This window comes from Bradyrhizobium sp. 199 (assembly GCF_023073355.1).
Lineage (GTDB): Bacteria > Pseudomonadota > Alphaproteobacteria > Rhizobiales > Xanthobacteraceae > Bradyrhizobium.
Genome location: NZ_JADPJI010000008.1, coordinates 425,509 through 448,495, shown reverse-complemented (window position 1 = coordinate 448,495; position 22,987 = coordinate 425,509). Strand labels below are relative to the sequence as shown.

The 22,987-nt window shown below is 64.9% G+C and carries 26 protein-coding genes and 1 riboswitch; of the genes, 14 read left to right on the top strand and 12 right to left on the bottom strand.

Annotation, left to right across the window (positions count from 1 at the left end; genetic code table 11):
• Nucleotides 1–105 precede the first annotated feature (105 nt).
• Nucleotides 106–513, top strand: coding sequence for an RT0821/Lpp0805 family surface protein (locus IVB28_RS24515; protein WP_247529612.1), 408 nt, complete (start codon nucleotides 106–108; stop codon nucleotides 511–513).
• A gap of 185 nt (nucleotides 514–698) precedes the next feature.
• Nucleotides 699–1,661: a J domain-containing protein gene (locus IVB28_RS24510; RefSeq protein WP_247529610.1), complete on the top strand. Its 963-nt coding sequence runs from the start codon at nucleotides 699–701 to the stop codon at nucleotides 1,659–1,661.
• Between the two features lie 320 nt (nucleotides 1,662–1,981).
• Here the strand turns inward: IVB28_RS24510 and IVB28_RS24505 are convergent, their stop codons facing one another.
• Nucleotides 1,982–2,752 (bottom strand): anti-sigma factor, encoded by a 771-nt coding sequence (locus IVB28_RS24505; protein ID WP_247529608.1) that lies wholly within the window; start codon nucleotides 2,750–2,752, stop codon nucleotides 1,982–1,984.
• A 106-nt stretch (nucleotides 2,753–2,858) separates the two neighbouring features.
• Entirely contained in the window at nucleotides 2,859–3,347 is a 489-nt protein-coding gene (locus IVB28_RS24500; protein WP_247529606.1) for an RNA polymerase sigma factor, read from the bottom strand.
• Nucleotides 3,348–3,520: 173 nt separating this feature from the next.
• On the opposite strand from IVB28_RS24500, the gene fabI reads away from it, so the two are divergent.
• The 4 genes from fabI (at nucleotide 3,521) to IVB28_RS24480 (ending at nucleotide 7,550) form a co-directional block, all read left to right on the top strand.
• Nucleotides 3,521–4,336, top strand: coding sequence for an enoyl-ACP reductase FabI (fabI, locus tag IVB28_RS24495; RefSeq protein ID WP_247529605.1), 816 nt, complete (start codon nucleotides 3,521–3,523; stop codon nucleotides 4,334–4,336).
• Between the two features lie 12 nt (nucleotides 4,337–4,348).
• Complete coding sequence (locus IVB28_RS24490) at nucleotides 4,349–4,948, top strand: histidine phosphatase family protein (protein ID WP_247529603.1); 600 nt, start codon at nucleotides 4,349–4,351, stop codon at nucleotides 4,946–4,948.
• 159 nt (nucleotides 4,949–5,107) lie between these two features.
• Nucleotides 5,108–6,196 carry a chorismate synthase gene (gene aroC, locus IVB28_RS24485; RefSeq protein WP_247529600.1) on the top strand — a complete coding sequence of 363 codons (1,089 nt, stop codon included), beginning with the start codon at nucleotides 5,108–5,110 and terminating at the stop codon, nucleotides 6,194–6,196.
• Nucleotides 6,197–6,359: 163 nt separating this feature from the next.
• Complete coding sequence (locus IVB28_RS24480; protein ID WP_247529599.1) at nucleotides 6,360–7,550, top strand: adenylate/guanylate cyclase domain-containing protein; 1,191 nt, start codon at nucleotides 6,360–6,362, stop codon at nucleotides 7,548–7,550.
• Nucleotides 7,551–7,553: 3 nt separating this feature from the next.
• On the opposite strand, the gene clpS is transcribed toward IVB28_RS24480, so the two are convergent.
• Genes clpS through IVB28_RS24455 form a run of 5 tightly spaced genes read right to left on the bottom strand, consistent with a single transcriptional unit; the run spans nucleotide 7,554 to nucleotide 10,299 of the window.
• Complete coding sequence (gene clpS, locus IVB28_RS24475; RefSeq protein WP_247529598.1) at nucleotides 7,554–7,859, bottom strand: ATP-dependent Clp protease adapter ClpS; 306 nt, start codon at nucleotides 7,857–7,859, stop codon at nucleotides 7,554–7,556.
• A 43-nt stretch (nucleotides 7,860–7,902) separates the two neighbouring features.
• Complete coding sequence (locus tag IVB28_RS24470; protein WP_247529597.1) at nucleotides 7,903–8,244, bottom strand: DUF190 domain-containing protein; 342 nt, start codon at nucleotides 8,242–8,244, stop codon at nucleotides 7,903–7,905.
• Nucleotides 8,245–8,246: 2 nt separating this feature from the next.
• Nucleotides 8,247–8,675 carry a fluoride efflux transporter CrcB gene (crcB, locus tag IVB28_RS24465; RefSeq protein ID WP_247529596.1) on the bottom strand — a complete coding sequence of 143 codons (429 nt, stop codon included), beginning with the start codon at nucleotides 8,673–8,675 and terminating at the stop codon, nucleotides 8,247–8,249.
• 6 nt (nucleotides 8,676–8,681) lie between these two features.
• Entirely contained in the window at nucleotides 8,682–9,116 is a 435-nt protein-coding gene (gene crcB / locus IVB28_RS24460; protein WP_247529595.1) for a fluoride efflux transporter CrcB, read from the bottom strand.
• Nucleotides 9,091–10,299, bottom strand: a complete 1,209-nt coding sequence (locus IVB28_RS24455; protein WP_346730764.1) for an MFS transporter — start codon at nucleotides 10,297–10,299, stop codon at nucleotides 9,091–9,093. The genes crcB (IVB28_RS24460) and IVB28_RS24455 overlap by 26 nt, the downstream gene beginning before the upstream one ends.
• A gap of 103 nt (nucleotides 10,300–10,402) precedes the next feature.
• Nucleotides 10,403–10,481: riboswitch (Fluoride riboswitch) on the bottom strand.
• A 299-nt stretch (nucleotides 10,482–10,780) separates the two neighbouring features.
• On the opposite strand from IVB28_RS24455, the gene IVB28_RS24450 reads away from it, so the two are divergent.
• Complete coding sequence (locus IVB28_RS24450) at nucleotides 10,781–11,644, top strand: DUF1194 domain-containing protein (RefSeq protein ID WP_247529594.1); 864 nt, start codon at nucleotides 10,781–10,783, stop codon at nucleotides 11,642–11,644.
• 165 nt (nucleotides 11,645–11,809) lie between these two features.
• Nucleotides 11,810–12,445, top strand: a complete 636-nt coding sequence (locus IVB28_RS24445; protein WP_247529593.1) for a hypothetical protein — start codon at nucleotides 11,810–11,812, stop codon at nucleotides 12,443–12,445.
• Nucleotides 12,446–12,842: 397 nt separating this feature from the next.
• On the opposite strand, the gene IVB28_RS24440 is transcribed toward IVB28_RS24445, so the two are convergent.
• On the bottom strand, nucleotides 12,843–13,670 hold the full coding sequence (locus IVB28_RS24440) for a nucleotidyltransferase domain-containing protein (RefSeq protein ID WP_247529592.1): 828 nt from the start codon (nucleotides 13,668–13,670) through the stop codon (nucleotides 12,843–12,845).
• A 110-nt stretch (nucleotides 13,671–13,780) separates the two neighbouring features.
• Here IVB28_RS24440 and IVB28_RS24435 point away from each other — a divergent pair, with 110 nt between their 5' ends.
• Nucleotides 13,781–14,380, top strand: a complete 600-nt coding sequence (locus IVB28_RS24435; RefSeq protein WP_247529591.1) for a hypothetical protein — start codon at nucleotides 13,781–13,783, stop codon at nucleotides 14,378–14,380.
• Nucleotides 14,381–14,450: 70 nt separating this feature from the next.
• On the opposite strand, the gene IVB28_RS24430 is transcribed toward IVB28_RS24435, so the two are convergent.
• Nucleotides 14,451–15,476, bottom strand: a complete 1,026-nt coding sequence (locus tag IVB28_RS24430; protein ID WP_247529589.1) for a GntR family transcriptional regulator — start codon at nucleotides 15,474–15,476, stop codon at nucleotides 14,451–14,453.
• On the opposite strand from IVB28_RS24430, the gene IVB28_RS24425 reads away from it, so the two are divergent.
• Genes IVB28_RS24425 through IVB28_RS24405 form a run of 5 tightly spaced genes read left to right on the top strand, consistent with a single transcriptional unit; the run spans nucleotide 15,451 to nucleotide 20,384 of the window.
• Nucleotides 15,451–16,386, top strand: coding sequence for a hydroxymethylglutaryl-CoA lyase (locus tag IVB28_RS24425; protein ID WP_247529587.1), 936 nt, complete (start codon nucleotides 15,451–15,453; stop codon nucleotides 16,384–16,386). The two genes, IVB28_RS24430 and IVB28_RS24425, sit on opposite strands and share 26 nt — an antisense overlap.
• The gene (locus IVB28_RS24420; protein WP_247529585.1) at nucleotides 16,383–17,597 is read left to right on the top strand and encodes a CaiB/BaiF CoA-transferase family protein; all 1,215 of its coding nucleotides are present in this window, start codon (nucleotides 16,383–16,385) and stop codon (nucleotides 17,595–17,597) included. Before IVB28_RS24425 ends, IVB28_RS24420 begins: the two co-directional genes overlap by 4 nt.
• Before the next feature lie 41 nt (nucleotides 17,598–17,638).
• A complete protein-coding gene (locus IVB28_RS24415; protein WP_247529583.1) occupies nucleotides 17,639–18,685 on the top strand; it encodes an ABC transporter substrate-binding protein in 1,047 nt (348 codons plus the stop codon).
• Nucleotides 18,682–19,530 carry an ABC transporter ATP-binding protein gene (locus IVB28_RS24410; protein WP_247529582.1) on the top strand — a complete coding sequence of 283 codons (849 nt, stop codon included), beginning with the start codon at nucleotides 18,682–18,684 and terminating at the stop codon, nucleotides 19,528–19,530. The genes IVB28_RS24415 and IVB28_RS24410 overlap by 4 nt, the downstream gene beginning before the upstream one ends.
• A 2-nt stretch (nucleotides 19,531–19,532) precedes the next feature.
• A complete protein-coding gene (locus IVB28_RS24405; RefSeq protein WP_247529581.1) occupies nucleotides 19,533–20,384 on the top strand; it encodes an ABC transporter permease in 852 nt (283 codons plus the stop codon).
• Between the two features lie 10 nt (nucleotides 20,385–20,394).
• Here the strand turns inward: IVB28_RS24405 and IVB28_RS24400 are convergent, their stop codons facing one another.
• The 3 genes from IVB28_RS24400 to IVB28_RS24390 are packed head-to-tail and all read right to left on the bottom strand — an operon-like array spanning nucleotide 20,395 to nucleotide 22,952.
• Nucleotides 20,395–21,642, bottom strand: a complete 1,248-nt coding sequence (locus IVB28_RS24400) for a methyltransferase (RefSeq protein WP_247529580.1) — start codon at nucleotides 21,640–21,642, stop codon at nucleotides 20,395–20,397.
• Nucleotides 21,635–22,369, bottom strand: a complete 735-nt coding sequence (locus IVB28_RS24395) for a TlyA family RNA methyltransferase (RefSeq protein ID WP_247529579.1) — start codon at nucleotides 22,367–22,369, stop codon at nucleotides 21,635–21,637. Before IVB28_RS24395 ends, IVB28_RS24400 begins: the two co-directional genes overlap by 8 nt.
• A gap of 28 nt (nucleotides 22,370–22,397) precedes the next feature.
• Nucleotides 22,398–22,952 carry a nucleoside 2-deoxyribosyltransferase gene (locus IVB28_RS24390; RefSeq protein ID WP_247529578.1) on the bottom strand — a complete coding sequence of 185 codons (555 nt, stop codon included), beginning with the start codon at nucleotides 22,950–22,952 and terminating at the stop codon, nucleotides 22,398–22,400.
• Between the last annotated feature and the right edge of the window lie 35 nt (nucleotides 22,953–22,987).

The window sequence follows — 22,987 nt, the reverse complement described above, 5'->3', positions numbered from 1 at the left end:
TCCGAGTTGCGTACCGCGGCCCAAAACGCGTTGTTGTCCGCTACCGCCCTATATAGGGCATGGGGACGCGTTGGCCTATCGGCGATCCGGCCCTCCGGCTTTGTCATGACGATCATTCTGATCGGGCTCGGCACCGGGGGATGCAGCTTTTCCCGCAACGACCAGAGCGCCTACGCCAAGGCCGACGACAACGACCTCACCGGCTCGATCGCGCGACCGGCGAAGGAAGCTCCGCCGACCGACACCGATCTCGCCTTTGCCCGCAACGCGGCCTCCGACGTCCTCAGCAAGGGCGACAAGGATTCCAGCCAGCATTGGGAGAATCCGGAGACCGGGGCGCGCGGGTCGGTGACGCCGATCGCGCAGTCCTATGCCGCTGAGGACGGCCGTAAATGCCGCGATTTCCTGGCGAGCTATGTCAATGGCAGCACCGAAAGCTGGCTGCAGGGCGCCGGCTGCCAAAGCTCCCGTGGCCGTTGGGAGATTCATACGCTAAAGCCGTGGCGGAGCTGAGTATGATCCGGACCCGAAGGGCCGCGTTCGCGAAAAGTGGGAACCGGTTTTCCGATAAGATCATGCTCCAAACTTAGAGATTCGGCCGGCGCCTAGTTGCAAAAATGACACTCCCTTCCCACATGGATCGCAGGTGGGGCGGGGAGCCCTTTGAACAATTCGATTTCTTGAAGGAGACGTGACGGATGCGCGACCCCTATGAGGTCTTGGGGGTGCCGCGGAGCGCCAGCGCTGCCGCGATCAAAAGCGCCTATCGCAAGCTTGCCAAGAAGCACCATCCCGACAGCAACAAGGACGACCCGAAAGCCGCCGACCGCTTCTCCGAGATCAATTCGGCGAACGAGATCATCGGCGACGAGGACAAGCGAAAGCAGTTCGACCGCGGCGAGATCGACGCCGACGGCAAGCCGCGCTTCCAGGGGTTTCCGGGCGGCGGGCCGCGCGGCCGCACCGGCCCTGGCGGGTTCGAAAGCTATACGTTCCGCTCCGGGGGTGGCCCTGGCCAGGGCGGCGGCGGCGCGTTCGAGGATATCCTCAACAGCATGTTCGGCGGCGGCATGCGCGGCGCCCGGCCTGGGGCCGGCAGTGCCGGGCAGTTCGAATTCGACACCGGCGGCGTTGGGCTCGATCTCGACGTGAACGTCGCGATGTCCGTCTCGCTGGAAGAATCGGTCAACGGTGGCGAGAAGCGCGTCCGGCTGCCGACCGGCAAAGAGCTCAACGTCAAGATTCCCGCCGGCGTCACCGAGGGTCAGCAGATCCGGCTGCGGGGGCAAGGCGAGTCCGCGCAGGGCCATCCGCCCGGCGATCTCCTGATCACCATCAGCATCGCGCCCCACGCCTATTTCAAGGTTGAGGGCGCCGACTTGCGCATCGACCTGCCGGTCACGCTCTACGAAGCGGTGCTCGGGGCCAAGGTCCGCGTGCCCACCCTCGGCAATGCCGTGGAGCTTTCGGTTCCGAAGAACACCTCCAGTGGCCGGACCTTCCGCCTCAAGGGCAAGGGCCTGCCGAAAGCTGGCGGAACCGGGGATCTCTTCGTCACCATCAGGATTATGCTACCGGACGGGAACGACGCCGAGCTTGAAGCATTGATGGAAAAGTGGCGGGACCAACACCCCTACAATCCACGTAGCGGACTAGGCTAGGGCGCTATCCGAGGCAGCTCTCGACGATTGGAGCATTCTCTTCCCGAAAGGATGCTCAACATACGCGTGAAGCGCGGCTCGCGCTTCGACGCTGACGTTTGAGACGGGTCGGCTGTCCGGCGGGGCAGCCGATAAAAAGGTGCGGCCTCGAGAGGGGGACCAGCGCGGTACCAAAAACCCCAATCGAGGCCGCCCGCGTCGATCGGCGGATCGAACGCTGCTCATGTTCGCGTGATCATCCGGTGCGATAATGAGACGCGCCGATGTCTTCATTCCAAATTTTCAATGACGGAATCGAGGCACCGGCTCTATGCGGTTGCTCAGCTGCCGTTTTTCTCGGCCTGATCGTAGACGGCCTGCGCCACCTTGGTCAGCCGGTCGCGATCACCGCCGCCACTGACAACGTAGCCGACGCCGCGCTCGGCCCAGAACAGTGCGCCGTCCTTGTCCGTCCTGGCATAGCGCATTTGCGTCGCACCATTCTCGGTCTTCGCGGTGTAGATCGTGTAGCGCTCGCCAGAGGCGCCCTCATACATCAGGAACGAGGCCGGACCGCTCGGCCCCGGCAAGAGCCTGCCGCCGACGAGCTTCAGCCCGCTGGCCTCCAGGTTTGGCGCGAACACGGTCCAGCCGCAGCGCCGGGTCAGCCAGGCCTGGAGGTGGTCGCGCTCATTGCCGCCGACCTCGACGGGGTGGCGGACCTCGACGACATAGAGACGGTGGGCGTCGAGCGCGTCCGCGGTAAAGCTCTGGAAGGTCGAGGGTGCGCTGGCGGCGCCATGCGCCACCCAGCCAGCCGTGCCGCCGGCGATGAAAGCAACCAGCACGGCGGCGGCGGCGCCATAGAGCCATTTCCGCGGTCGGCGTTCCAGCCGCTCGAGCTCCAGCCGCGCCGGCACCGGCTCCTGCGCGATGGAATCGTAGCGGGCGTGCAGCATCTCCGCCATGGCGCGCCAGGAATGCACCCGTTCGGCCTCTTCAGGATGGGCGGCTAGCCAGGCCTCGACGTCGGCGCGGCGCTCGGCCGGCAGCTCGCCGTCGACATAGGCGTGCAATTCGTCCTCGGTCACTGGGATCTTGCGCTCGTTCATATCGATCGTCTCTGGCTCTGTGGCCCTAAATCTCGTTCTAAGCTGAATTTCGCTCGCGGCAGCGGCAAGCTGCAGGCGGACGATACGCGATGCATCAACCCTGCCATCATTTCACCCGCCTGAGCGTCAGGCGCTGGCCTTCGAGCGAGGCCTTGACGTGGGCGCGGGCGCGGGCCAGGCGCGACATCACGGTGCCGATCGGCACGCTCTGGATGTCGGCGACCTCGCGGTAGCTCATGCCTTCCAGCATGACCAGGAGTAGCACCGAACGTTGCTCCTCGACGAGCGTCGCCAGTGCCCTCTCGATGTCGCGCCCTTCGGCTTCGGTGCCACTGGCGTCCGGGTTGTTCTCGGTCAGCTGCGTGAATTGCGGCCGCCTCGCCAGCGAGCGCCGCCGGTTCTTGTTGAGGTTGGTCAGGATCGTATAGAGCCAGCTTCGGACGTCGCCGCCGAGAAACAACCGCTCCGAACGCAGCGCTCGCACCAGCGTGTCCTGCACCAGATCGTCGGCCGCGTCCGCATCACGCGTGAGCGCGCGGGCGTAACGGCGCAACGCCGGGATCATGGCTTCCACACTCTGGCGAAACGCACTCATTGCGGTCTTGTCGTCCTGATGTCCGGCGCAAGCGCCTATAGCGATCATAACACCCGAACGGAACGGCTATTCCGGCGCTGGAAACAGCGTTAACGCGGCGTATTAGGGCTGTACCGCCGGGGAGGGCTGGTGTACCTCCAGACCTCACCACGAGTTCGACGGGACGTTCAAAAATGGCGCAGAATTCAGGTCTGATGCAAGGAAAGCGCGGGGTGATCCTCGGGCTTGCCAACAATCGCTCGATCGCCTGGGGCATCGCCAAGGCATGCCATGCCGCCGGCGCCGAGCTCGCCTTCACCTATCAAGGCGATGCGCTGAAGAAGCGCGTCGAACCGCTCGCCGCCGAGATCGGTGGCCTCGTGCTCGGCCATTGCGACGTCACCGATGCCGCGACCATCGATGCCGCCTTCGCGGTGCTGCAGGAGAAGTGGGGCAAGATCGACTTCCTGGTGCACGCGATCGCCTATGGCGAACAGCTCGACGGTCGCTACGTCGACACCACGCCGGAGAATTTTTCCAAGTCGATGCTGATCTCCTGCTATTCGTTCACGGCGGTGGCGCAGCGCGCCGAGAAGCTGATGCCAGATGGCGGCTCGCTCATCACGCTCAGTTATTACGGCGCTGAGAAGTGGATGCCTCATTACAACGTGATGGGCGTCGCCAAGGCCGCGCTGGAGGCCAGCGTGCGCTATCTCGCCGCCGATCTCGGCGAGAAGAACATCCGCGTCAACGCGATCTCGGCAGGGCCGATCAAGACGCTTGCCGCCTCAGGCATCGGCGACTTTCGCTATATCCTGAAGTGGAACGAGAACAATGCGCCATTGCGGCGCAACGTCTCGACCGAAGACGTCGGCGGCAGCGCACTGTATTTCCTCTCCGACCTCTCGCGCGGCGTCACCGGCGAGGTGCATCACGTCGATTCCGGCTATCACGTGCTCGGCATGAAACGGCCCGACGCGCCGGATATCTCCTTCGGCGGTAAGGACTGACTTTCAGCCGCAATGTCCGCGCCCACGATCTACTTCCTTCGCCACGGCGAGACCGAGTGGAATGCACTCGGGCGGCTTCAGGGCGCCAAGGACATCCCGCTGAACGCGCGCGGCCGCGGCCAGGCCGTGCAGGCGGCTGATGTTCTGGCCGATCTGTTCAGGCGCGACGGCAAGGACAGAGCGGCGCTGCCCTACGTGTCCAGTCCGCTCGGGCGGGCGCGTCAGACCATGGAACTCGTCCGCGGCAAGCTCGAACTTCCGCCTGCCGACTATTCGCTCGACGACCGCCTGCGCGAGATCGGCTATGGTACCTGGGAGGGACTGACGCTGGCTGAAAGCGAGGCCTTCGATCCCGACGTCTATGCGAGGCGCCTCGCCGACAAATGGACGGTCGCGCCCGCTGGCGGCGAGACCTACGCGGCGGTGCAGCTGCGCATGCTCGATTGGTACGAGTCACTCCTGGTCGACACCGTCGCGGTCGCCCATGGCGGCACGTGCCGGGCCCTGATGGTGGCTTTGGGCATCGAGACTCCCGCCGGCGCCGCCGAGCTCAATATCCAGCAAGGCGCCGTCTACGTCTTCCGCGAGGGCCGGCTGGAGAAGTTTAGTTGATCCCATCTCCGTCATTCCGGGACGCCCGAAGGCGAACCCGGAATCTCGAGATTCCGGGTCTGGTCCTTCGGACCATCCCGGAATGACGGCAACAGGGTTGAACGCCGTGCCCCTCGGGGCTACGAACGTTGACTGTCAGCATAAGGCGACAATCCGGCAATGTCCTTCAACACCTTCGGCCACATGTTCCGCGTCACCACCTTCGGCGAGAGCCATGGGGTGGCAATCGGCTGCGTGGTCGATGGCTGTCCGCCGATGATCCCGCTCACCGAGGCCGAGATCCAGCAGGACCTCGATCGCCGCCGGCCAGGTCAATCGCGCTTCACCACCCAGCGTCAGGAGGCGGACCAGGTCAAAATCCTCTCTGGCGTGATGGCGCATCCGGAAACCGGCGTGCAGGTGACGACGGGCACGCCGATCGGGCTCCTGATCGAGAACACCGACCAGCGCTCCAAGGACTATTCGGAGATCAAGGACAAGTTTCGTCCGGGTCACGCCGACTTCACCTATGAAGCCAAATACGGCCTGCGCGATTATCGCGGCGGCGGCCGCTCCTCGGCGCGCGAGACCGCGACGCGGGTTGCCGCCGGCGCCATCGCGCGAAAGGTGCTGCCCGACGTCAGAGTGCGCGGCGCGCTCGTGCAGATGGGGCCGCACAAGATCGACCGCAGCAAATGGGACTGGGACGAGATCGCCAAAAACCCGTTCTTCTGCCCGGACAAGGACAAGGCGGCGTTCTTCGAGACCTATCTCGACGGCATCCGCAAAAGCGGCTCCTCGATCGGCGCGGTGATCGAGATCGTCGCCGAAGGCGTGCCGGCCGGCCTTGGCGCGCCGATCTACGCCAAGCTGGATTCCGATCTTGCGGGTGCGATGATGACCATCAATGCGGTGAAAGGCGTCGAGATCGGCGCCGGCTTTGGCGCGGCCGAGCTCACCGGCGAGGAGAACGCCGACGAGATGCGCACCGGCAATGACGGCACGCGCTTCCTGTCCAACCATGCCGGCGGCGTGATGGGCGGCATCTCCACGGGACAGCCGGTGGTGGTACGTTTTGCTGTGAAGCCGACCTCGTCGATCCTGCAGCCCCGTCTGACCGTCGATCGCCACGGCGCGGACACGGAGATCTTCACGAAAGGCCGCCATGACCCCTGCGTCGGCATCCGCGCCGTCCCGGTCGGCGAGGCCATGATGGCCTGCGTGCTGGCCGACCATTTCCTGCGCGATCGCGGGCAGGTGGGGCGCTGATGGCGCGGTACTAAAGCGCGATGCGATTAGGATAAATCGTCATCGCGCTTTAGGTTGTTGTTTAAGCATGTTCTTTTCGGAAAACCGCTGCGCACTTTTCCGGATCATGCTTTAGCCCGCCGCGCAGCTTGACGATCTCACAACTTCGCCTGCAAATGCGGCGATGAACAGCTCCGAGCTTCAGCGCGTCTCCAACTGGCTGATCGACGGCGCCTGGTCGTCGGTAGAGCCGGTGGTGATGATCGCGGATTTCTGCGAGCGCCTGGTCGCGGCCGGCCTGCCGCTGTGGCGGTTCGGCATCTTCATCCGCACGCTCCACCCCGAAATATTCGGCCGCAACTTCATTTGGCGGCAGGGCGAACAGGTCGAAGTTGGCGCGGTCGAATTCGACGTCCTGGACTCGCCGGAGTTCGCCCAGAGTCCGCTTCGGATCGTGTTCGAGCAGGGGCTGGAGGTCAGAGGGCGTGTCGACGATCCCGGCAGCAAGCGGTTTCCCATCATCAACGACATGCGCGCCGAAGGCGTGACCGACTATGTCGCGGTGCCGCTGCGATTCCTCGACGGCTTGGTCAACGCGACGAGCTGGATGACGCGGCAGCCCGGCGGCTTCAGCGACGACGACGTCGCGGCGATCCGGACCATCATTGCGCCGCTCGCGCGCGTTGCCGAGATCATCAGCCTGCGCCGCACTGCGGAGATGCTGCTCGACACCTATGTCGGCAACCGTGCCGGCGCGCGCATCCTCGGCGGCCAGATCCGCCGCGGCCACAACGATACCATGCAGGCCGCGATCTGGCTGTCGGACCTGCGCGGCTTCACTGCGTTGTCGGACCGGCTTCCGGCCGAGACGGTGGTCCAGATCCTCAATCACTATTTCGACTGCCAGGTCACCGCGATCCGGGGCCATGGCGGCGAGGTGCTGAAGTTCATGGGCGACGGCCTGCTCGCGGTATTCCCGATCGACGAATATGTCGGCGATGCCGCGCATGTCTGCGCGCGCGTGCTGGAGGCCGCGCGTGAATCACGTGCCAGCGTCGAAGCGCTGGCGTTTCCGGTCGGCGACGTCATCGAGCGCTTCCGCTTCGGCGTTGCGCTGCACGTCGGCAACATCCTCTATGGCAATATCGGCGGTGGCAACCGTCTCGACTTCACCTGCATCGGACCGGCCGTCAATCTTGCCGCAAGGCTCGAGAAGATCACAGGACGCCTGGGACGGACCGTCGTCGCCTCGGAAGGTTTTGCCAATGTCTGCCGTCACGACTGGCACGAACTCGGCGAATTCCCGATCGCGGGGTTCTCCAAGGCGCAGCGTGTGTACGGGCTGACGGAGGAGGCGCCGGTGGTGATCGGCTGAGCCCTACTCCTCCGGCTCGGTCGTGAACAGCAGCGGATAGCCCTTGGCGCGGCCGGCGTCGGTGGCACGCGTTGCCTTGGTCTCGGCGACGTCCTTGGTGAACACGGCGACGACGCAGGCGCCAAGCTTGTGGGCGGTGATCATCACCTTATAGGCCTGATCCTCCGTCATGCGGAACTCGGCCTTGAGGATCATGGTGACGAATTCGCGCGGCGTGAAGTCGTCATTGATCAGGATGACCTTGTGCAGCTTCGGCCGCTCGACCTTGGTCTTCGTCCGCGTCTTCGGCTTGGTGACAGTGTCGTTCATTCCGCCTCCCGGACACGGCGGGCTGGGGTTGCAGCCGCGGCGCTCAGCTCGCGGCCTTTGCACCATATTGCAGAACCTGCACCTTCTCCAAGGTGATCAGCCCGCTCGACATCATGCCATCCAGGATGGGCAGGAATGCGTTGATGTTGTCCTCGCTGTCGACGATCTCGATCAGCAGCGGCAGGTCTTCCGAGAGCCGCAGGATCTTCGAGGTGTGCAGCCGGCTAGACTTGCCGAACCCCATCGGCCCGCGCAGCACGGTTGCGCCGGCGAGGTGCCGCTCGCGCGCCGTCGTGACGATCGCTTCATAGAGCGGCTTGCCGTCGCAATGGTCGTTCTCGCCGATGAAGATCCGGAGCGAAACTGCCTGAGCGGGGATTTGCATGGTCAGCTCCTTGTCAAGCGGTTGTAGCGGCTCGCCATCATATGGCCGATCCACACCGCCACCAGCCAGCAGATCACGGATGCGGCGATGTAGGCGAGCGCGGTATATTTCATGCCGCCGTGGAACAGGCGGAAGGTCTCGAGGCTGAAGGTCGAAAAGGTGGTGTAGCCGCCGCAGAAACCGGTCATGACGAACTGCCGGTGCTCGGGCCGCGCCAGCATGCGGCCGTCGGGGCCGGTCAGCGTCGCGTAGAAGCCGATGATCAACGAGCCCGTCGCGTTGATGAACAGCGTCGCCAAGGGAAAGCCCGATCCGGTGTCGAGCGCGAGCCCGACCAGATAACGCGTCAGACCACCGACGATGCTGCCCGCGGCAACCCAGGCATAGAGCGTCGCAGTGCGCCGGCGCTCGGCGGAGGAGGGCGACTTCATCGACCCCTAGCCTCCCACGCCGTCCGCAAGGAGGAAGCCGCAACCGACGGCGGCAAGGCACAGTCCGACCGAGAACACGATATTGCCGAGCGCATGCATCGGCTCGCCGCTTCGCGCGAGTGTCAGCGTTTGCAGGCTGAACGAGGACACCGTGGTGTAGCAGCCGAGAAAACCGGTCACTGCGAACAGCCATGGATTGGGTGCGGCGAAGGCCGAGCCGGGATGGGTCGCCAGCGCGCCGAAAATGCCGATCAGGAAGGCGCCGGTGATGTTGATGGTCAGGGTGCCCCACGGAAACGTTTCGCCCAGCCGCCGCGCGATCGCACCGGAGACGAAATAGCGGGCGCAGCCGCCCAGGGCGCTCCCGATCACGATCGCGATTGCTCCGCTCAGCACGATGAACTGCCTCCCGTCATCATTTATCCTCCGCAGCCAGACCATTTCCGACGGCGAGCAGCCCCAGAAGCGAAACCAGTGCGAAGCCAAGCCCCGCAAGGAACGTTCCGGCCGGACCGTAGACGTCCCACAGCGCGCCCGCGATCACGCTCGCGGCCAGCAAGGCGAGCCCGGTGAACAGGTTGAAATAGCCGAACGCAGTCCCGCGCAGGTTCGGCGGTGCGGCGTCGGCGACGAGGGCCGAGAGCAGGCCCTGCGTCAGTCCCATGTGCAGACCCCACAGCACGACCCCGAGCGCGACGCCGCCAAGCCTCGGCAGCAGTGCCAGCGCCAGATCGGCCCCGGCAAGGAAGACGAGCCCAAGCGCGAGCAGGCCAGTCCGGTTGATGCGGTCCGAGAGCACGCCGGCTGGATAGGCCGACAGCGCGTAGGCGATGTTCATCAGCACCAGCACCGCCGGCACCCACATCGCGCTGAGCCCGATGTTCTGTGCGCGCAGGATCAAAAAGGCCTCGCTGAAGCGCGCGAGCGTGAAGACGACGCCGACGGCCACAACACGCCAATAGACTGTTCCAAGCTGCCGCATTGCGGCGAGATTGAGCGGATTCTTTGCACGCTCCCGGCTCGGCTCCGGCTCCGGCTCGCTCACCGCGAACGCGATCAAGCCGAAGGACAGGAAGGCCGGCAGCACCGCCACTAAGAACACCGCGGCAAAATTGTCGGCCGTCCACCACATCAGGCCGATCGCCAGGAGCGGCCCGAGGAAGGCGCCGATGGTGTCGAGCGATTGGCGAAGGCCAAAGCTTGCCCCACGCAGGCCGACGGGAGCGATATCGGCGATCAGCGCATCGCGCGGCGCGCCGCGGATGCCCTTGCCGACGCGGTCGATGAAGCGCGCCGCCACCAGCCATCCGACGCTGGGCGCGAGCGGGAATAGCGGTTTTGTCAGCGCGGCGAGTCCGTAGCCGAGTGCTGCGAGCAGCTTGCGACGGCCGAGCCAGTCGGACAGCGCGCCGGAAAAGATCTTGGTGATCGAGGCCGTCGCCTCCGCAATACCTTCGATGAAGCCGACGGTGAGCGTCGAAGCGCCGAGCACGGTGACCAGATAGATCGGCAGCAGCGCGTGGATCATCTCGGAGGAGATGTCCATCAGCATCGAGACGAAGCCGAGCATCCAGATTCCCCTGGGCAGCCCCGCACGCTCGGCATTCGGTGTCGTCGTCGCCACGTCGTCGTCTTCTCCTGGCCTTTGCACCAGACAACAAAAAACCCGCCAGTGGCGGGTTTGTCCATGCTCCCGCCGAAGGCAGAGGCAATCAATGATTGCCTCTGCTCAAGCAGGAGTCATCAGCCCACCACGGTCATTGACCGGAGGGCGGTTCTCGGGGGGACTCCATCCCCATCTGTGCGCCCAACCTAGCATGGAAATCGTGCCGGACAAGTGGGCGGGGAGTTCTGTCCCGCGGCTTGTCGTTCCGGCTTGGTGCGCCGGGAGCCCGATGATGCGAGCGACCGGGCGTGTCCAGCGGCGCGAGCGTGGCAACACGGCGGCAGCTTTGCGCAAGGCGCGCACATTCGAAAACGCAGCTTCGCGGGTCGCAGCTTCTTAACTTGCAGCCTCTTAACTCGAATGTGAAGCGCAAGCGATCTTCGCCCTTTGCGGCTTGGCGATTGCATGTCACCATCGCGTCATACGACGGGAGGCTGCGATGCGCTTGCTGTTCTCGATCGGGGCTGTGTTGGTTGCCGGCATGTTTGCCGGAGGGGACGTCGCGGGCGTCGCGGCACCAGGGCCGAAATTCGAACCGCCCAAACATCAGGCGCAGCGACTTGCGGGCGACAGAGACGCGCAGACGGTCGACGTCGAGCTGATCCTCGCGGTCGACGTGTCCTACTCCATGGACATGGACGAGCTCGCGATCCAGCGCGAGGGCTATGCGCAAGCGATCCAGTCGAAGGAGTTCCTCCAGGCCCTCAAGCTCGGTCCGAACGGCCGGATCGCTGTGACCTATTTCGAGTGGGCGGCCTCGAGCGACCAGAAGATCATCATTCCCTGGCGGCTGGTCGACGGCCCGGAGACGGCGGATGCGGTCGCCGCCGAGATCATGAAGACGCCGATCCGACGCGCCTCGCGCACCTCGATCTCCGGCGCGATCACTTTCGCGATGCCGCTGTTCGATGAGGATCCCTATCGGGGCTTGCGCCGCGTGATCGACGTTTCCGGCGACGGCCCCAACAACAATGGCGGCCCGGTCACGGTGGCGCGAGACGCCGCGCTGGAGAAGGGCGTCGTCATCAACGGCCTGCCGATCATGGTCAAGGAGCCGTCCTATTCGACCATGGATATCGACAATCTCGATTTCTACTACGAGGACTGCGTCATCGGCGGTCCCGGCTCCTTCGTCATCACGATCAAGGACCGCAACAAGTTCAAGGAAGCGATCCGCACCAAGCTGCTGATGGAGGTCGCCGGCCGCACGCCGGAGCGCCCCACGATGCGGGTCGCCGACAAGGAGCCACGCGTCAATTGCCTGATCGGGGAGAAAATCTGGTCAGACCGCTGGGGCCGCTGACAGGGCACTCCCGTTGGGACCTTCCGCCTCATCTCGTCCGGCGGTTGAATTAACCGCTCGTTAACCGGTGCATGGCCCTAATCAGTCGGGTTTCTGTCCGTTTCCAGCCCGTGACATTGCTGGGCGAACGCGCGGGTTCATCGAACTCGTCCACCGAGCACTCCAATGGCCATCGTCTCATCGAGCACCAACCAGATTTCGCCCGCCAACGAGCGCCTGTATCACCAGAGTGCTCTGGTCGGCGACTGGAAGGGCAATTGGGTGGGCAACAACCAGCCCGTCGGTTTCAAGGTCGTGAACATCCGCGGTGCCCGGGCGCAGGTCGAGTACACCCATAACGGGCATACCGAGCGCGGCTTTGCCGAAGTCCAGGGCACGCTCATTACCTTCGGTGGGGTCACGGTCGGCACCAAGGACGGCAAGAACATGGTGATGCTGTTCTCTTTCGGCGGCGCCGGCAAGCAGACCGCAAACCTCGAGAAGCAAGCCCCGCCGGCTTCCGACAGCCGCCTCATGGGAAGCTGGGGCGGCTATTCTCCCGCCAACGGCAAGAGCGCGAGCTTCAAGGTGCTTGCCGTCAACGGCAAGGAAGCGCAGGTCAGCGTCACCACGGATGGCGTCACCCGCCAGGGCACCGGCTCCGTCTACAAGAACGTCATCATGTTCGGGCAGGCGCAGATCGCAACCGATGACGGACAGAACGGCAAGGTCATCTACCAGGTCGGCACCAAATCGTTCGTGGTGCCGGTGACGAAATATCCACCGGCCGATACGTCGTCCACTCTCGACAGAACTGCCTGAACGCTGCCGGCTTCACCATTCGGCGGCCGCTTCTCCACGAACGCCCGCAAGCCCTCCTGCGCCTCATCCGACGTCGCGACGTTGCAGAAATCGTCCACGGCGCTTGCGCTGCGTCGACAGTCCAGATCAACTTGGCGCATGAAGGCGGCGAGGCCCATCCGCAGCACCGTGGCCGATTTGGCGGAGAATTGCGCCGCCGAAAGCGTTTTGAAATCGCGCTGTCCAGCACGACGACGCGTGCGCCGTCAACGTCGGCCGCGCGGCGCAACGCCGCGACCACCGCGCGGATCATCTCGAGGCCCAGCGCATTGAGGCGGGCGGCGCAGCGTGATGCGGCCGATGTCGTCGACACGTTCGTAGACGACGGGGCCGTCAGATGCCACCGGGCTCTGCATGTTCATTGGGACAGCACCTTCAGCTGCTGGTCGATCTTGCGCAAGAGTTCACAGGCGGGCGCAAGGGCGCCATCGCCGATCAGCCGCCAGACATCGTCAGTCCGCTCCGCCAGATGTGGAATGGTCACCGGCAGACGGGCGGCCTCCTGGAGCGCGCCCTTTTCGTTGATGAGATAGCGCTCGTTGAGCGCGAACAGCACCTGCGCGATGCAGGCGAGCGACCTGTAGAGGCATCCGGCGACATGGGTCTGCTCGCCGCGCGCCACCGCGAGCTCCGCATTCTCGACACCAAACGAGATTTCCCACTGGAAGCGCCGGACCAGCGCCGCGCGCAGTGGTGGCGGATAGGGCAGCGCGATTGATTTCAGCCGGGCGATCAGGCCGTTCGGATCGCGCAGAGGCTGACAATACGCGATCTCGCCCATCCAGATCGCCGAGCAGAAGCCGTGCGGATGGCCGGGCTGGTAGTCCATGGTGACCACGCCGGCGCCGCAGGATTCCATGACGGCCTCGACCGCGTCTGCGTTCCGGTAGAGCAGGTCGACCTTGCGGCCCTCCACCGACAGCCATGCGCCGCCGACGATCCACTGGCCCCATTCTCCCACCGGGGTCACGGCCGTGGCGGCGGGATCGTCGGCAATGCCCTCAGCGGCGGCCAGCAGCCGTTCGGTATGCAGCGGAATCGCCGTCCTGAAATAGAGGCCGATATCGTAGTCCGACGCAGCGTGCGCGCTGCCCCGCGCGCGTGAGCCGCCGAGCACGATGGCCTGAACCCCCGGGACTTCGGCAAGAACGGACGTCAGGCGGGTGAGCAATGGATCGTGCGGCATTCGGTGCTGTTCCCCGGGGAGACCTGCGGCAGTGACGCCGGCGCGGTCACTCCGCTGGCATTGATGATGTTCGGGGACTATAATTTGCGAAATTATGGACGGTAATCTGAATGTTCAACCTTGCGCGTTCATGTGCTTTTGCAGCTCTCGCGGTGCTCTGTCTCGGCGGAGAGCCGGTCCATGCGCAGGTCGCGCCGCTGCGATATTGGATCCCCGGCGGGCCTTTTGGCCTCGGCAGCGGACCCGGGCAGAGTTCCGACGCCTACGGCAACTTCACGAGCTTCAATGCCGGCGATGCGGATTGGCGCACCAGCACGGCGAATGGTTTCTTCGTCGGCAGCGAACGCGGCAATTTGGGTTTGAATGGTTTCAAGCAGGCCGGTTCGGCCGGCAATTTCAGCGCGCTCTCCTTTGATAGCACGGCGTTCGGTTACAACACCAAAATCTCGGGCGGCATGCCGGTCACGTTCTTTGCCGGCTTCGACACGCTGAAATACAACGGCGGTATCGGCAGCTCGCTCGCGCCGCTCACCTCCAGCGCCGCGCCCGGCTATGGCGCGTTCGCGGGGGTCGAATTCAAGCCGACCTCCAATCTCAGCCTGTCGTTCGGCGCCGGTTTCATCCAGCAGCAATCGGGACGCATGGATAGCGACATCAACTCGTCGATGCTGCCCGGCGAGTCGCCCGCCTTGGGCGGCCTTCGGCGTTAGGATCGCATCACCAGCTCCGGCGGACGCCGCAGCGAGCCGCGCTATCGGGTGCCTCCGCAGGCCGCAAGCATCACGACAAGCCGGCTACCAGCGGGCGCTGCAGGTGCCTGGCCATCAGTTTCGCCGCCTCGGCGTAACGTTGCGTTTCCAGGACGTCGAGCAGGCGCAAATGATCGCGCACGTGCCGCCGCATGCCGTCACGGTCGGCGAAGCTGCGATAGGCGAACAGGCGTCTGATCGAGTTCACGCGCCTGAGCGCTTCGAGGAAGAAGGGATTGCCGGCGCCGCGGATGATCTCTTCGTGGAATTCGCAGCCTGAGTGAAAGATCTCGCCGATCGTCATCTTTTCGAGCTCGCCTTTGAAGACGCGCTGCTGGCGCTCGCGCAGGCGTACGATCACCTCCTGCGGCAACGCAAAACCGGGTTGCGCGATGGCCGCCGGCTCGATCACCGCGCGAAACGCCTTGGCCTGCGTTTGAGCTTCGGGACTCGAGACCGTCTCCGCAAAGCGCCAGCCATAGCCCGGCAGGCGCGCGATCCAGCCCTCGGCAGCGATCCGGCCCAGCAGCCGCTGTAGCTCGGCCCGGGTGACGTCATAGCGGCGCATCAACTCCGCCTCGGTGACGTCGGCCGGCAGCCGGCTCGCGAGCACGTCGCCGGCAATGGTCGCATAAACCTGCTCGTTGCGCCTCACCGCCGCGAGCGCCGGTTGGGCCGCGCCGCTTGTGGGATTCTTTGCCAGCACAAAGCCGCGATGCGGTTCGCCGCGCGCCAGCCCGGCGGCTTCCAGCGCCTTCAGGCCGAGCCGGATTGGTGCGCGTGAAAGGTCCAGCGCATCCGCAAGCCTTTGTTCGATCAAGCGGTCCCCGGTTTTCATGCCTTCGCGCCGGGCGAGCGCCATGATCAGCCCGGCAAGATGTTCGGCACGTTCGGAACCGTTCTTGTCGCTGCGTTGTCGGGAACCGTCGGATGAGCTCATTGCACTGCACGCAATTTTTGGGACTTGACAGATTGTCCCACCAATTGTTCTTTTAGGCAACAATATACAATCCTCCCAGGGAGAGAGCCCGATGGCGCACGCGCCCGATGTCCACATTTGCGAGGTTGCCCCCCGCGATGGTCTCCAGAACCTGGACATCTTCATCCCGACTGAAGCCAAATGCGCGCTGATCGACACGATCGCGGCTGCCGGCGTGCGCGAGATCGATGCCGGATCGTTCGTGCCGCCAAAGGTCGTGCCGCAGTTCGCCGACGTCGACGCGGTGATGGCTCATGCACTCATGCACAAGCCGGCGACCATCGGCGCGCTGGTGCCGAACGTGAAGGGTGCCGAGCGCGCCATCGCAGCAGGCGTCAACGCCGTCTATTTCGTTATCTCGGCGAGCGAGACGCACAATCGCGCCAATGTACGTCGCTCCATCGAAGAGCAGCTCGAAGGATTTCGCGCGGTTCGCGCCGCGATCGACGTCCGGCCCGTAGGCCAGCGGCCGCAATTGATGGGCGCGATCTCCACCTCCTTCGGCTGCTCGCTCGAAGGCGAGGTGAGCGAAGCGGCCGTGTGCCGTGTGGCACGCGCTTTTGCCGAAGCCCGCGCCGATGAGATCGGGCTTGCCGACACCGTCGGTTATGCGACGCCCAAATCAATCGGGCAGATCGTCGCGGCGGTGCGGCGCGAGGTCGGATCGCAAATGACGCTGCGGCTGCATCTGCACGACACGCTCGGTGCCGGCCTTGCCAATGCCGTCGCTGGTCTCGAAGCTGGCATCCGCCGGTTTGACGCCGCGGTGTCCGGCCTTGGCGGCTGTCCCTTTGCTCCGGGTGCGCGCGGCAACATCGTCACCGAGGATCTCGTGTTCATCCTGGAGCGGATGGGACTTTCCACCGGCATCGATCTTGACCGCCTGATGCAGACGCGCGAGATTCTCGCCCGCCATATCCCGGCAAAACATTTGACGGGACATCTGCACGAGGCCGGCATTCCCAAGGTTTTGCGGAGGGCGGCATGACGGCGGCAGAGCGCGAGACGGGCTCGGAGCTTCGTCCGCTCGCCGGCCTTCGCGTCGTCGAGTTCAGCCAGATGGTGATGGGGCCGAGCTGCGGCCTGATCCTCGCCGATCTCGGCGCCGAGGTGATCAAGGTCGAGCCGCCCAAGGGCGACCGCACCCGTTACTTCAAGGGGCCCGCTGCCGGCTTCTTCGCCACCTACAGCCGCAACAAGCGCAGCATCGCGCTGGATACGTCGACCGCGGAAGGCCAGGATGTCGCACGGCGGCTGATCGAGAACAGCGACGTCCTGATCGAGAATTTCCGGCCGGGCCTGCTGAAGCGGATCGGTCTGGACTACGAAAGCGTCGCCGCCTTTGCGCCACGCCTGATCTATTGCTCGCTCAAGGGCTATCTGCCTGGGCCTTACGAGAACCGCCTCGCGCTCGACGAAGTCGTGCAGATGATGGGCGGCCTCGCTTACATGACCGGCTTGCCCGACCGGCCGATGCGTGCCGGCGCCTCTGTCAACGACGTCATGGGCGGCATGTTCGGCGTGATCGCGATCCAGGCGGCGCTCGCCGAGCGGCAGCGCACCGGCAGGGGTCGTTACATCCAGAGCGCGCTGTACGAGAACAACGTGTTCCTGATGGCGCAGGCCATGATGTGCGAGGTGGTCAGCGGCCAGCCGTCGATCCCGTATTCGGTCAAGGACAGCCCGTGGCCGGTCTACGATCTCTTCGATACGAAAGACGGCTCGAAGCTGTTCGTCACCATTGTCGGTGAAGAGCAATGGACAGCGTTCTGTCGTGCCTTCGATCGTGAAGCCTGGCTTGTCGATCCGCGCTTGGGCACGAGCAACGACCGCGTCGATCATCGCAACTGGCTGATCCCTGAGATCGCGAAGATATTCAAGCAATGGGACAAGGCCGATCTTGCCGCACGTCTCGAGCAGCTCGATCTGCCTTATGCGCCGGTGAACAAGCCCGGCGATCTCTTCGATGATCCGCATCTCAACCAGTCGGGGGGCCTGACCGATATTCGGCTTCCCGGCGGTGGCCAGGCCAAGACGCCGCTGTTGCCGATTTCCATGGACGGAAGGCGCCTGCCCAATCGCTACGATCCACCTGGGATCGGCGAGCACAGCGGCGAGATCCTGAGCGAGATCGGCATGTCGCCGAATGAGATCGAAGCGCTGCGACAAGCCGGGACGATCAAGCTCGCGCCGTCCTGATCGGTCGGCGCTAGCAAACAGAACCAAGGGAGGAGGAGCACATGAGCTTTACCAGGCGCCAGACGCTGATCGCGGGCTCGGCATGGGCCGGCGCATCGCTGCTGCCGGGGCAGCTGCGCGCCGAGACCAAGCAGGTCTCGCTCGCCTTCGGGCCGGTATCGCCGGTCTACGCCATCGGCATGATCGCGGAGCTGAAGGGGTACTTCAAGGACGAAGGACTTGATTCCAAGCTGATCACCGGCAATGCCGGCACATTCGGCCGCCAGACGCTGGCGGGAGGGCAGGCGCTGTTTGCCCATGGCGATGCCAGTCATCCGCTCCAGCTCGGTGCGCGCGGCAAGCCCTGCAAGATCCTGCTCGCGACCGAGATGGTGTGCTCCTATGCCAGCATCATGGTCCGGCAGGACCTCTACGACAGCGGCATCAATTCGGTCGAGAAGCTTGCGGAGTACAAGCGGGCGGACGGCGCAAAGCCGATCGTTGCCGCGACCGCGATCGGCTCGGGCACCTGGGTGTTCGGCACCTATGTGTTCGAAGTGCGTGGGCTCGGCGGCAAGGTGAACTGGGTCGCGGGCGGCGGGACCAACACGATGTTCCCCTCGCTCCAGACCAAGCAGTTCGACGCCATCATGGCGCCGCCGAGCTGGATCGTCGAGGTCGAGAAGAAGGGTTTTGGCAGGACGATCTACGATACATCAAAACCCGGCGTCTTCGAGAAGGACTTCGGCGGGGCGTTGCCCGTGCTGGTGATCTACACGCTCCAGGACACGGTGGAGCAGGACAAGGCGATGGTGCAGGCCTATGTCAACGCGATCTATCGCGCGATGGCCTTCGTGAAGGCGACGCCGCTCGCGGAGGTGCAGGCGCTGGTCATGCCGAAATATTTCTCGGGCATCGATCCCGACGCGGTCAGTGCCGAACTCGGCTTCGACAAGTCGACCTGGGCCTATGACGGTGTCATCGACAAGCCCGCGTTCGAACGCGGCGCCAAGCCCTGGTACCGCAAGGGCACGGATATTCCCGAGACCCGATACGAGGATGTCGTCGACATGAGCTTCCTCCAGGCGGCCAGGGCGAAATACAAATGATCGCCGCGCCAGGCCAGAGCCTTGCGCTCGCGCGGGGCGAGGACCAAGCAGCGGCAGCGCGCATCCGCATCGCCGTGCAGGGTCTTGCCAAACGCTTCAACGCGTCCGGCCGCGAGTTCGTGGCGGTGGACGACGTCTCCTTCGAGGTCAAGCAGGGCGAGTTCGTTGCGCTGCTCGGTCCATCCGGCTGCGGCAAGAGCACCATTCTCAACATGGTAGCTGGGCTGTTGCCGCGCTCTGGCGGGCGGATCCTGATCGACGAGGATGCGGTCGAGACCGGCGAGGTCAACCCCAGGGTCGGTTATGTCTTCCAGCGCGATACGCTGTTTCCCTGGCGAACCGTGGAGCAGAACATCGGCTACGGGCTGGAGATCGCCGGATTGGCGAAGACCGAACGCGCCGGGCGCGTCGCTTCCGCCGTCGAGAAGGCCGGGCTCTCGGGCTTTGCGCAGAGCTTTCCGCGCATGCTGTCCGGCGGCATGCGCCAGCGCGTCGCCTTGATGCGTACGCTGATCCTCGAGCCCGAGATCCTGCTGATGGACGAGCCGTTCGGCGCGCTCGACACCCACACCAAGCTGGAGATGCACAAGACGCTGCTGGAGATCTGGGAACGCGAGCGGCAGACCGTGCTGTTCGTGACGCACGATCTCGGCGAAGCCTTGACACTGGCGAGCCGCATCATCCTGCTCTCGGCGCGGCCCGGGCGTCTCAAGGAAGACTTCGACGTCGCCATCCCGCGTCCGCGTGATCCCGTTTCCGTGCGCGAGACCGCCGAATTCGGCCGCCTCTATTCGCACATCTGGCATTCCCTCGGCGAAGAGTTCCGCCGCACCAGGGCCGACTGACCATGTCCCACAGCCGCACCGCCATCCTGTTCTGGCAGCTGGCCATTCTTGCAGCCGTTTTCGTCGTTTGGCAGTGGGGCTTCGAATGGAGCAAGGCGCTGCTTCCGAAGGTTTACGTGCCGAAGATCCTCGATCCCTATTTCGTCGCCAAGCCGTCGCTGATCTGGCAGAGTTTTTTGCGGCTTGGTTGCTTCGCCGACGCCGGCGGCTTTGCCGCCTGTATCAAGGCTAACGACAACAATCTGTGGCTTGCCACGCTCGTCACGCTGAAGAACACCTGGTGGGGCTTTCTGTTCGGGTCGGCGAGTGGGATCGCGGCCGGCCTGATTCTCGGCCGCTCCGATTTCCTTGCCCGGGTGTTCGGACCCTACATCGTGGCGCTCAACTCGATACCGCGCATTGCGCTGGTGCCGCTCGTCATCCTGATCTTCGGCCTCGGCGACCTCTCCAAGATTGCCACGGCCTGGCTCGTTGTCTTCTTCGTGGTGTTCTTCAACACCTTCGAGGGAACGCGTGCGGTCGACCGTGACCAGATCGCAGCGGCCCGCCTGCTCGGCGCCAGCGAGTTCATGGTGCTGCGGACCGTCGTGATCCCGTCCGCGCTTGCCTGGGTGTTCGCTTCGCTCCTGCCGGCGGTGTCTTTTGCGCTCATCGGCGTCATCGTCGGCGAGTTCATCGGCGCCGAACGCGGCCTCGGCAAGCTCATCATCGAAGCCGAGGCGCGGGCCAATGCCAGCGAGATGATGGTTGCCATCTTCGTGATGATGTTCGTCGGCATCCTGCTCGCAATCGCGGTGCGCTCGCTGCAGTCTTACCTGCTGCGATGGCAGCCGCAATTCGAGCCGTCGCCGTAACGATGGGACGTCAACGGCTGAACTGCGCCACCAGCTCCACATGCGGCGTGTGCCGGAACTGGTCGACGGGCACGACGGCCCCGAGCTTGTAACCGCCGTCGATCAGCAACCGCGCGTCACGGGCGAATGTCGCGACGTTGCAGGACACCGCGATCACCACCGGCACCTTGCTCGCGGCGAGCCTCAGCGCCTGCGCCTGCGCGCCCTGGCGCGGCGGGTCGAACACCACGGCATCGAAATCGCGCAGCTCCGGCGGCACCAAGGGGCGGCGAAACAGATCGCGCGGCTCGGCTTTGATCGGCTTCAGGCCCGGGGTGCGCGCAGCTTTCACGAGGGCCGCAATGGCACCAGCGTCGTTGTCATAGGCGGCGACGCGGGCCTTCTCTGCGAGCCGCAACGCGAACGGGCCGACACCGCAGAAAAGGTCGAGAACCTCCTTGGCCTTGCCGATGCGTTCGGCGACCAGCGCGGCCAGCGTCTCTTCGCCTGCGACGGTCGCCTGCAGAAACGAACCCGGCGGCAGCGTCACCTCGGCGCGGCCCATCTTCACCGTCGGCGGCAATCGTTGCAGCACCAGCTCGCCATGCCGCGTCAGCCGCGCCAGGCGGTGCTGCTCGGCGACGCGCGAGAGTGCCGTGACGAGCGCCGTCGGCAACGGACCGGAGCCGCGCACATCGACGTCGAGGCCGTTGGCGGTGGCAGTGACCTGGATGTCGAGCGGCTTGGTCACCGGCATCCGGGATGTCAGCGGCTCGGCGAGCGCCCAGGCGGCATCAAGCGCGCCATCGAGCGCGGGATCGAGGATCGGGCAGCGATCAATTGGAATGACGTCGTGCGAACTCGTCGCGGAGAAACCGACCTTGAGAATGTCATGCGTGCCAAAGCGGCCGTGCAGGGTGATGCGCCTTCGCCCGGCGCCGTGAGCATCGACGAGCGGCGCCACCGCGCAATCGATGCCGGCCTGCGCCAGCGTTTCGACCACGATGCCGCGCTTCCAGGCCTGATAGGGCTCAGCCGCCCAGTGCTGGATGGCGCAGCCGCCGCAGACGCCGAAATGCCGACAGAACGGCTCGGTACGCTCGGAGCTTGCGACATCGACCGCGAGCAGCTTGCGCCGGTCGGGATGGTTGCCCACGACGTGATCGACCTCGACGGTCTCACCGCCAAGCGTGTAGGGCACATAGATGGCTTCGCCCGTCGCCGTCGAGACGCCGTCGCCGCGATGGCCCACATGATCGATCGTCAGACGTTCAACCACGGCGCGCACCCAGGAAGAATTCGATATTGCCATCGCCGCCCGCGATCGAGCAGGGAAATATCTCGATGTCGGTGCAGCCGAGCGAGGCGGCAAAGGCGGTGACGTCGTCGCAGATCTCCTTGTGCACGGCGGCGTCGCGGACGATGCCCTTCTTGTTGTGTTTCCTGTCCGCCTCGAACTGCGGCTTGATCAGCGCCAACAGCCTCGTCGGCGCGGCGGCGAGGGAAAGCGCAACCGGCAGCACCAACTTGAGGGAGATGAAGCTGACGTCGATGACGACGACATCGGGCCGCGCCGGCAGCCGCTTGCCGTCATAGCTGCGGATGTCGGTCTCCTCCATCGACACGATTTTTGGATGGTTGCGCAGCGAGGGGTGCAGCTGGCTCGTGCCGACATCGATTGCGAACACCAGACTCGCGCCGTTCGCCAGCAGCACCTCGGTGAAGCCGCCGGTGGAAGCGCCGACATCGAGGCAGACATGGTCCTCGATCTCGATCGGATAACGCTCCAGCGCGCCGGCGAGCTTGACGCCGCCACGGGAAACGTAGGGGTGCGCGGGTTCGGCCTGGATCACCGCATCCTCGGCAATCGTTTCCGACGGTTTGGTGACCTGCTTATCGTCGGCCGTGACGAGGCCAGCCTCGATCGCCGCGCGCGCCCGCGCCCGGCTCTCGAACAGGCCGCGCTCGACCAGCAATACATCTGCGCGCTTGCGGGCAGGGGACATCAGGCTCTCATGGGCACGACTGAGGTGCTTATGTAGCGATCAATCGCGCGGCTGCCATCCGGACGCAAGTCTCGAACGCGGCAAGATCGTGCCAGACGTCGATGGGCATCTGCGCGGGCGTCACCAGCGGGCAGCCGTGCAGCTCCAGCGCGTGGATCATCATGAGGTTGTCGGGGAGGCCGAAGTCCTCGACCGTCAGCCCCTGTGAATCGACCAGCCGTCCGTCCTCGGACGTCACGGCCATGAAGCGACCGACCCGGTCGGCATAGACGGTGCCGTCGTTGGAATAGGCGAGACAGAATTTGCGACGGCCGGCCATGTAGCCGAGTTCGTAGACGGTGCCGGGATCTGCACCGGCGCCCCGGAACGGCGTGAGGTTCGCGATGATGGCGTCGGCCTCGTCCATCATCGCCTCGTTGCCGCAATAGATCTGGCGCGAGGCATCCGGCGCGGTGAGGTCGATCGCGTTGTCGAGAGGATAGAGGCCGGCGAGGCCATGGGCTGCGCAGATCGCAGCCTTGCGCCGGCCGATCTCGATGGCATCCGGCAGGAACACGTCGGGACCTGCCAGATAGATCTTCATGGACGTCGCGCTGCTTCGCCGAGGTCGAAGCTCGC

What these genes read in the sequence shown, in the direction of transcription:
- IVB28_RS24515 (WP_247529612.1), top strand. Translation starts at nt 106, where the DNA reads ATGACGATCATTCTGATCGGGCTCGGCACCGGGGGATGCAGCTTTTCC.
- IVB28_RS24510 (WP_247529610.1), top strand. Translation starts at nt 699, where the DNA reads ATGCGCGACCCCTATGAGGTCTTGGGGGTGCCGCGGAGCGCCAGCGCT.
- IVB28_RS24505 (WP_247529608.1), bottom strand. Translation starts at nt 2,752, where the DNA reads ATGAACGAGCGCAAGATCCCAGTGACCGAGGACGAATTGCACGCCTAT.
- IVB28_RS24500 (WP_247529606.1), bottom strand. Translation starts at nt 3,347, where the DNA reads ATGAGTGCGTTTCGCCAGAGTGTGGAAGCCATGATCCCGGCGTTGCGC.
- fabI (WP_247529605.1), top strand. Translation starts at nt 3,521, where the DNA reads ATGGCGCAGAATTCAGGTCTGATGCAAGGAAAGCGCGGGGTGATCCTC.
- IVB28_RS24490 (WP_247529603.1), top strand. Translation starts at nt 4,349, where the DNA reads ATGTCCGCGCCCACGATCTACTTCCTTCGCCACGGCGAGACCGAGTGG.
- aroC (WP_247529600.1), top strand. Translation starts at nt 5,108, where the DNA reads ATGTCCTTCAACACCTTCGGCCACATGTTCCGCGTCACCACCTTCGGC.
- IVB28_RS24480 (WP_247529599.1), top strand. Translation starts at nt 6,360, where the DNA reads ATGAACAGCTCCGAGCTTCAGCGCGTCTCCAACTGGCTGATCGACGGC.
- clpS (WP_247529598.1), bottom strand. Translation starts at nt 7,859, where the DNA reads ATGAACGACACTGTCACCAAGCCGAAGACGCGGACGAAGACCAAGGTC.
- IVB28_RS24470 (WP_247529597.1), bottom strand. Translation starts at nt 8,244, where the DNA reads ATGCAAATCCCCGCTCAGGCAGTTTCGCTCCGGATCTTCATCGGCGAG.
- crcB (WP_247529596.1), bottom strand. Translation starts at nt 8,675, where the DNA reads ATGAAGTCGCCCTCCTCCGCCGAGCGCCGGCGCACTGCGACGCTCTAT.
- crcB (WP_247529595.1), bottom strand. Translation starts at nt 9,116, where the DNA reads ATGGTCTGGCTGCGGAGGATAAATGATGACGGGAGGCAGTTCATCGTG.
- IVB28_RS24450 (WP_247529594.1), top strand. Translation starts at nt 10,781, where the DNA reads ATGCGCTTGCTGTTCTCGATCGGGGCTGTGTTGGTTGCCGGCATGTTT.
- IVB28_RS24445 (WP_247529593.1), top strand. Translation starts at nt 11,810, where the DNA reads ATGGCCATCGTCTCATCGAGCACCAACCAGATTTCGCCCGCCAACGAG.
- IVB28_RS24440 (WP_247529592.1), bottom strand. Translation starts at nt 13,670, where the DNA reads ATGCCGCACGATCCATTGCTCACCCGCCTGACGTCCGTTCTTGCCGAA.
- IVB28_RS24435 (WP_247529591.1), top strand. Translation starts at nt 13,781, where the DNA reads ATGTTCAACCTTGCGCGTTCATGTGCTTTTGCAGCTCTCGCGGTGCTC.
- IVB28_RS24425 (WP_247529587.1), top strand. Translation starts at nt 15,451, where the DNA reads ATGGCGCACGCGCCCGATGTCCACATTTGCGAGGTTGCCCCCCGCGAT.
- IVB28_RS24430 (WP_247529589.1), bottom strand. Translation starts at nt 15,476, where the DNA reads ATGTGGACATCGGGCGCGTGCGCCATCGGGCTCTCTCCCTGGGAGGAT.
- IVB28_RS24420 (WP_247529585.1), top strand. Translation starts at nt 16,383, where the DNA reads ATGACGGCGGCAGAGCGCGAGACGGGCTCGGAGCTTCGTCCGCTCGCC.
- IVB28_RS24415 (WP_247529583.1), top strand. Translation starts at nt 17,639, where the DNA reads ATGAGCTTTACCAGGCGCCAGACGCTGATCGCGGGCTCGGCATGGGCC.
- IVB28_RS24410 (WP_247529582.1), top strand. Translation starts at nt 18,682, where the DNA reads ATGATCGCCGCGCCAGGCCAGAGCCTTGCGCTCGCGCGGGGCGAGGAC.
- IVB28_RS24405 (WP_247529581.1), top strand. Translation starts at nt 19,533, where the DNA reads ATGTCCCACAGCCGCACCGCCATCCTGTTCTGGCAGCTGGCCATTCTT.
- IVB28_RS24395 (WP_247529579.1), bottom strand. Translation starts at nt 22,369, where the DNA reads ATGTCCCCTGCCCGCAAGCGCGCAGATGTATTGCTGGTCGAGCGCGGC.
- IVB28_RS24390 (WP_247529578.1), bottom strand. Translation starts at nt 22,952, where the DNA reads ATGAAGATCTATCTGGCAGGTCCCGACGTGTTCCTGCCGGATGCCATC.